The sequence below is a fragment of the Sphingosinicella sp. genome, assembly GCF_052387495.1.
GTDB lineage: Bacteria > Pseudomonadota > Alphaproteobacteria > Sphingomonadales > Sphingomonadaceae > Allosphingosinicella.
Genome location: NZ_JBQTJC010000072.1, coordinates 1 through 5,361 on the forward strand (window position 1 = coordinate 1; position 5,361 = coordinate 5,361).

Here is a 5,361-nt window from a genome sequence, read left to right on the forward strand (position 1 = left end):
CATCGCCGTGATGGACCGTTCCCCGCGTCCCGGCGCGCCGGGCGCCCGGCCGGGCGGGCTCCCCGCCGCCGATTTCTTCCGCGCCGCGCGCCGCCTCGCCGCCGAGCCCCGCGTCCGCCTGGTCGACTTGACCGAGTTCGACCCGAGCCTCGACGTCTCCGACATCAGCGCGCTCACCGCCGGCCGCTGGGTCTGCGAGATCCTCGCCGGCTATGCTGGGCGCACGCCATGACCGCGACCGATCCCCGGCTGGCCGAGGCTTTCAAGCAAGCGATGCGGCGCGTCGCCGCGACGGTGAACGTGATCTCGATCTGCGTCGACGGCCAGCCGATGGGAATCACCGCGACCGCGGTCTCGGTCGTGTCGATGAACCCGCCGAGCCTGCTCGTCTGCGTCAACCAGGCCGCGGCGGTCCATCCCCGGATCGAGAATGTCGTCCATTTCGGCGTCAACGTCCTGCATCGCGATCAGGCCGAGGTCGCGACCATGTTCGCCGACCGGCGGCTGGAGGCGCAGCGCTTCCTCTCAGGCTGGGAGAATGATTGCGTCCGCCCGCCGCGCCTCAGGGACGCCCAGGCGACGATCCTCTGCCGGCGGATCGATCATCACCGCTTCGGCACCCATTCGATCTTCATCGGCCTGGTCGAGGAGGTGACGTCGCGGGACGAGATCGACCCGCTCGTCTACCTGGACGGTCGCTACGGCGGCTGCGGCGACTGAGGCTTATTTGGCGAACAGCCCGGCGGGATCGCGCATCGCCTTGATCTCCAGCGCGTTGCCGGAGGGATCGCGAAAGAACATCGTCGCCTGCTCGCCCGGCTCGCCCCGAAAGCGGATCGTCGGCTCGATCACGAACGCCACGTCCGCGCCGCGCAGCCGCTCGGCCAGCGCCTGCCATTCCGCCATGCCCAGCACCGCGCCGAAATGCGGGACGGGGACGTCATGGCCGTCGACCGGGTTGCTCGCGCGGGCGGCGACCGCGTCCGGCGCGAGATGGGCGACGATCTGATGGCCGAAGAAATCGAAGTCGATCCATTCCGCCGCACTCCGCCCTTCGGGGCAGCCGAGCGTGCCGCTGTAAAAGGCGCGCGCGGCGTCGAGATCGTGGACCGGAAAGGCGAGGTGGAAGGGCGGAAGGTCGGTCATGCGCGCTCCTTAGCCCGCTTCGCCGCGCATCGGGAGGGCTTGCGTGCGGCGGTCCGTGGCCGCGATGGGTCGCTTCGGCTTGAAGCGGCGGGCATAACGTGATTCCTTCGCCGCTCCGAAGGGGAGGGGAAAATGCGCAAGGAATCTGCGGTGCTGCTGCTCGCCGGGCTCGGCCTCGCCGGGTGCGTGCCGCCGCCCGCCGCCGCGCCGCCCGCGACCGCCTTGCCGCCGCCCACCTCCTACACGCCGGTCGGGCTGGAGGCCGTGCTTGGCGCGACCGCGGCCTCGCTCGTCGCCCAGTTCGGCCCGCCCGATCTCGACCTGCGCGAGGGGCCCGCGCGCAAGCTTCAGTTCCTCGGCCCCGCCTGTGTGCTCGACGCCTATCTCTATCCGCCGCGCGGCGGCCGGGGCGAGCCGATCGTCACCCATATCGACGCGCGCCTCCCCGACGGGCGCGAGATGGACCGTTCCTCCTGCGTCGCCGCGCTCAGCCGGCGGCGGGAGGCGCGCTGAGCCGGTCGAGCGCCCAGCGCGCGGCCTCCGCGACCACCGTGTCCTCATCCTGAACCAGTGCACGTAGCGGCGCGACCAACTCCGCACGGCCGCTATTGCCCGCCGCGATCGCCGCGTTGCGGACCATGCGATTGCGGCCGATCCGCTTGATCGGCGAGCCGGCGAAGACCCGCCGGAAGCCGGCATCGTCGAGCGCGAGCAGATCGGCGAGCGCGGGCGCGGCAAGCTCGGCACGGGGGAGGAAGGCCTTGTTCGCCCGCGCCGCGTCGGCGAAGCGGTTCCACGGGCAGACCGCGAGGCAATCGTCGCAGCCGTAGATGCGGTTGCCGATCGCTTCGCGATATTCCTCCGGGATCGGCCCCTTATGTTCGATCGTGAGGTAGGAGATGCAGCGCCGCGCATCCAATTGGAACGGCGCCGGGAAGGCGTCGGTCGGGCAGGCGGCGAGGCAGCGGGTGCAGCTGCCGCAGCGCTCGGCGTGCGGCGCGTCCGGCTCGAGCTTCAAGGTCGTGTAGATCGCGCCCAGGAACAGCCAGCTCCCGTCCGCGCGGCTGACGAGGTTGGTGTGCTTGCCCTGCCAGCCGAGGCCCGCTGCCTCGGCCAGCGGCTTCTCCATCACCGGCGCGGTATCGACGAACACCTTCAATTCGCACGGCGCTTCCTCGATCAGCCAGCGGGCCAGCGCCTTCAGCGCCTTCTTGATCAGGTCGTGATAATCGCCGCCCTGCGCATAGACCGAGATCCGCCCCCGCTCCGGGCTGCCGGCGAGCGCGAGCGGATCGCCCGCCGGCGCATAGCTCATGCCGAGCGCGATCACGCTCCGGACCTCCGGCCACAGCCCCGCCGGCGAGCCGCGCCGCGCCGCGGTCTCCTCCATCCAAAGCATCTCGCCATGAGCCCCCGCGGCGAGCCAGGCGCGCAGCCGCTCGGCCGCTTTCGGCGCGGCGTCGGCGCGCGCGACTCCGATCGCCAAAAAGCCCAGCTCGCGCGCTTTTTCCGCCAGCGCGGCGCGCAATTTGTGTTTGCCTTCCAACACTTTCTCTGCCTACCAGTTTACTTGTCCGTGGGGGAAGACAAGCTCGCAATGAGCGCCGAATTAGCCATCGAGGCCAAGGGCCTTTTCAAATCGTTCGACGGCAAGCCCGCCGTGCGCGGCATCGATATCGCCGTGCCGCAGGGCAGCATCTACGGCATATTGGGCCCCAACGGCGCCGGGAAAACCACCACGCTTCGCATGCTGCTCGGGATCATCGAGCCGGACGAGGGGCGGCGCACCCTGCTCGGCCACGAGCGCCCGCTCGAAGCGGCGAAGATCGTCGGTTATCTGCCCGAGGAGCGCGGCCTCTATCCGGCGATGACGACGCGCGAATCGATCGCCTTCATGGGCGCCCTGCGCGGCCTGCCGCTCGAGGTCGGGCGCAAGCGGGCCGAGAGCCTGCTCAGGGAGAACGGCCTCGGCGACTATGTCGACAAGCCGATCAAGAGCCTTTCCAAAGGCATGGCCCAGACCATCCAGCTGTTCGGCACGATCGTCCACAAGCCGAAGCTGGTGGTGCTCGACGAGCCCTTTTCCGGCCTCGACGCGATCAACCAGGGCCGACTCGAACATATGATCCGCGAGGAGGCGGCGGCAGGGGCGACGGTGATTTTCTCGACCCATGTCATCCACCACGCCGAGCGGCTGTGCGAGCGGATCGCGATCATCGCCGCCGGCCAGATCCGCTTCGAGGGGCTCGTTGCCGAGGCGCGCGATCGGCTCCAGCCGACAGTGCGCTTGAAGACCCGCGCCGAGGACGGCCCGTGGCGCATGGCGCTCCCGGCCGACGCGGTGCTGACCGACGGCCATTGGGATTTCGAGCTTCCGAAAGGAGGCGTCGAGCCCCTGCTCAAGGCGCTGCTCGAAGGGAATGCGGGAATCGAGGAATTGTCGATCGAGCGGCGCGGCCTTCACGACGCCTTCGTCGCCATCGCCGGCGAGGCCGCCGCGCGCGAGATGGAGCTGAGTGAAGCGGCCGAGCTGGAAGTGGCCGCATGATGAGCGTGTTCGAGGCTGCCTGGGTGATCGCGCGGCGCGATTTCATGGCGACCGTCTTCTCGCGCAGCTTCGTCCTCTTCCTGGTCGTCCCGCTGCTCCTGTTCGGTGTGATGATCGGCGTCAGCATCTGGATCGACGACGCGGACGCCAGCTCGTCGCAGCCGCGCGTCGCGGTCGTCGCCGATACCGCCACCGCCCAGGCGTTCGCGGCGGCGCGGCAGCGGCTCGCCGACGCGATGACGCCTGTCAGCGAGCGGCGCGAAGGGCGGCCCAACCGCAGCTTCCCGGTCCTCGAGACGGTGGCGCCCGCCGAGAATGTCCCCGTTCAGGCGCAACATCTGCTCGCCGACGAGGAGAGCGGATATTCGGCCGTGCTGAGCGGCACGATCGAGCGGCCGGTCCTGACCGGCCCGAGCCGGATCGACGAAATGCTCGCCCAGCGGATCGGCCTGATCGTCGAGGATGCGCGGCGGGTCGCGGCGCTGGAGGCGGCGGGCCGGTCGAGCGCCGGGGCGCCGGTCGAACGCGTGGTCACCGCCCAGGCGGCGGGCAATCTCCAGTCGATCCGCCGCGACATCGCCCGCACCGTGATGGGCATCATCTTCTTCATCACCGTGCTTCTCGCCACCTTGCTGCTGTCGAACCTCGCCGAGGAAAAGACCAACAAGGTGATCGAGGTGCTCGCCGCCGCGGTGCCGCTCGACGCGGTATTCCTCGGCAAGCTGATCGCGATGCTCGGCATCTCGTTCGTCGGCCTCGCTTTGTGGGGCGGCATCGCCGGCCTCGCCTATCTCTTCGTGCAGGTCGTGCAGGATTTCATCACCTTGCCCCAGGCCGGCCCGGCGGTCGGCTGGCCGGTCCTGATCCTGCTCGTCCTGCTCTATTACGGCGTCAATTACATGCTGCTCGGCGCGCTGTTTCTCGGCATCGGCGGCCAGGCGAGCAACATCCGGGAGATCCAGACGCTGACCATGCCGGTGACGATGCTGCAGGCCGGCGTGTTCCTGCTCGCGATGACCGTCGTCGGTCGCACGGAAGGCGCGCTCATGTGGTTCGCTTATGTCTTCCCGTTCAGCTCGCCGATGGCGATGATCGCGATGGCCTCGGAATCGGAAGCGCTGTGGCCGCACCTCGTCGCGCTCGCATGGCACCTGCTCTGGATCGTGCTGATCATTCGCATCTCGGCGCGCCTCTTCCGCCGCACCGTGCTCAAGTCGCAGTCGAGCGAATCTTTCTTCAGCCCGCGCTTCTGGCGCGGCCGCGCGACGGACTAGGGCGAATCGGAATTCAGCCCGGACGCGGGCGCGCGAAAGCGCCCTTCGGGAGAGAAGGAAGGCGAGCGGCCGGCGCGTCCTGCCACCGGCACCCGGGGCTGGACGACTTTTGTGCTTTCGGTATTCGAAAGCGTCCAGACTTCATCTTTGAAGAACCGTACGGGCCCCGTCCTTCCGTCCTCGCGGAAGGCTGTGGCGCGGCGCCCTCTCCTTACGGTTCGGATGCCGCCGGCCGACGCCGAGGCGTCTGCCGGAAGGGCCTGCTAATGAATCCGGCTCTTCGGTGTTGACGCGCGCGTTCATTCGTTCCCGGATGATTGCTTCGCGCCGACCGCCGGCTCCGGGCGAACCCGGCGCCGCTTCCCCGCTTTGGCCGGTTGATCAGGCCGACTC

The 5,361-nt window shown here is 69.3% G+C and carries 7 protein-coding genes; 5 read left to right on the forward strand and 2 right to left on the reverse strand.

The window, feature by feature from the left end:
- Both ACT4N8_RS04010 and ACT4N8_RS04015 read left to right on the forward strand, forming a co-directional pair.
- Window positions 1-232: arginase family protein (locus ACT4N8_RS04010; protein WP_444856847.1), on the forward strand; the 232-nt coding region annotated here is incomplete at its 5' end.
- Window positions 229-720 (forward strand): flavin reductase family protein, encoded by a 492-nt coding sequence (locus tag ACT4N8_RS04015; RefSeq protein WP_444856848.1) that lies wholly within the window; start codon window positions 229-231, stop codon window positions 718-720. The genes ACT4N8_RS04010 and ACT4N8_RS04015, both read left to right, overlap by 4 nt.
- A gap of 3 nt (window positions 721-723) precedes the next feature.
- On the opposite strand, the gene ACT4N8_RS04020 is transcribed toward ACT4N8_RS04015, so the two are convergent.
- Window positions 724-1,146, reverse strand: coding sequence for a VOC family protein (locus tag ACT4N8_RS04020; protein ID WP_444856849.1), 423 nt, complete (start codon window positions 1,144-1,146; stop codon window positions 724-726).
- Between the two features lie 132 nt (window positions 1,147-1,278).
- On the opposite strand from ACT4N8_RS04020, the gene ACT4N8_RS04025 reads away from it, so the two are divergent.
- Complete coding sequence (locus ACT4N8_RS04025; RefSeq protein ID WP_444856850.1) at window positions 1,279-1,659, forward strand: hypothetical protein; 381 nt, start codon at window positions 1,279-1,281, stop codon at window positions 1,657-1,659.
- Here ACT4N8_RS04025 and queG read toward each other — a convergent pair.
- On the reverse strand, window positions 1,634-2,695 hold the full coding sequence (gene queG, locus ACT4N8_RS04030) for a tRNA epoxyqueuosine(34) reductase QueG (RefSeq protein WP_444856851.1): 1,062 nt from the start codon (window positions 2,693-2,695) through the stop codon (window positions 1,634-1,636). The two genes, ACT4N8_RS04025 and queG, sit on opposite strands and share 26 nt — an antisense overlap.
- A 48-nt stretch (window positions 2,696-2,743) precedes the next feature.
- Here queG and ACT4N8_RS04035 point away from each other — a divergent pair, with 48 nt between their 5' ends.
- Together ACT4N8_RS04035 and ACT4N8_RS04040 are read left to right on the forward strand one after the other, a co-directional pair.
- The gene (locus ACT4N8_RS04035) at window positions 2,744-3,694 is read left to right on the forward strand and encodes an ABC transporter ATP-binding protein (RefSeq protein ID WP_444856852.1); all 951 of its coding nucleotides are present in this window, start codon (window positions 2,744-2,746) and stop codon (window positions 3,692-3,694) included.
- Window positions 3,691-4,968: an ABC transporter permease gene (locus ACT4N8_RS04040; RefSeq protein WP_444856853.1), complete on the forward strand. Its 1,278-nt coding sequence runs from the start codon at window positions 3,691-3,693 to the stop codon at window positions 4,966-4,968. The genes ACT4N8_RS04035 and ACT4N8_RS04040 overlap by 4 nt, the downstream gene beginning before the upstream one ends.
- Window positions 4,969-5,361: the final 393 nt, after the last annotated feature.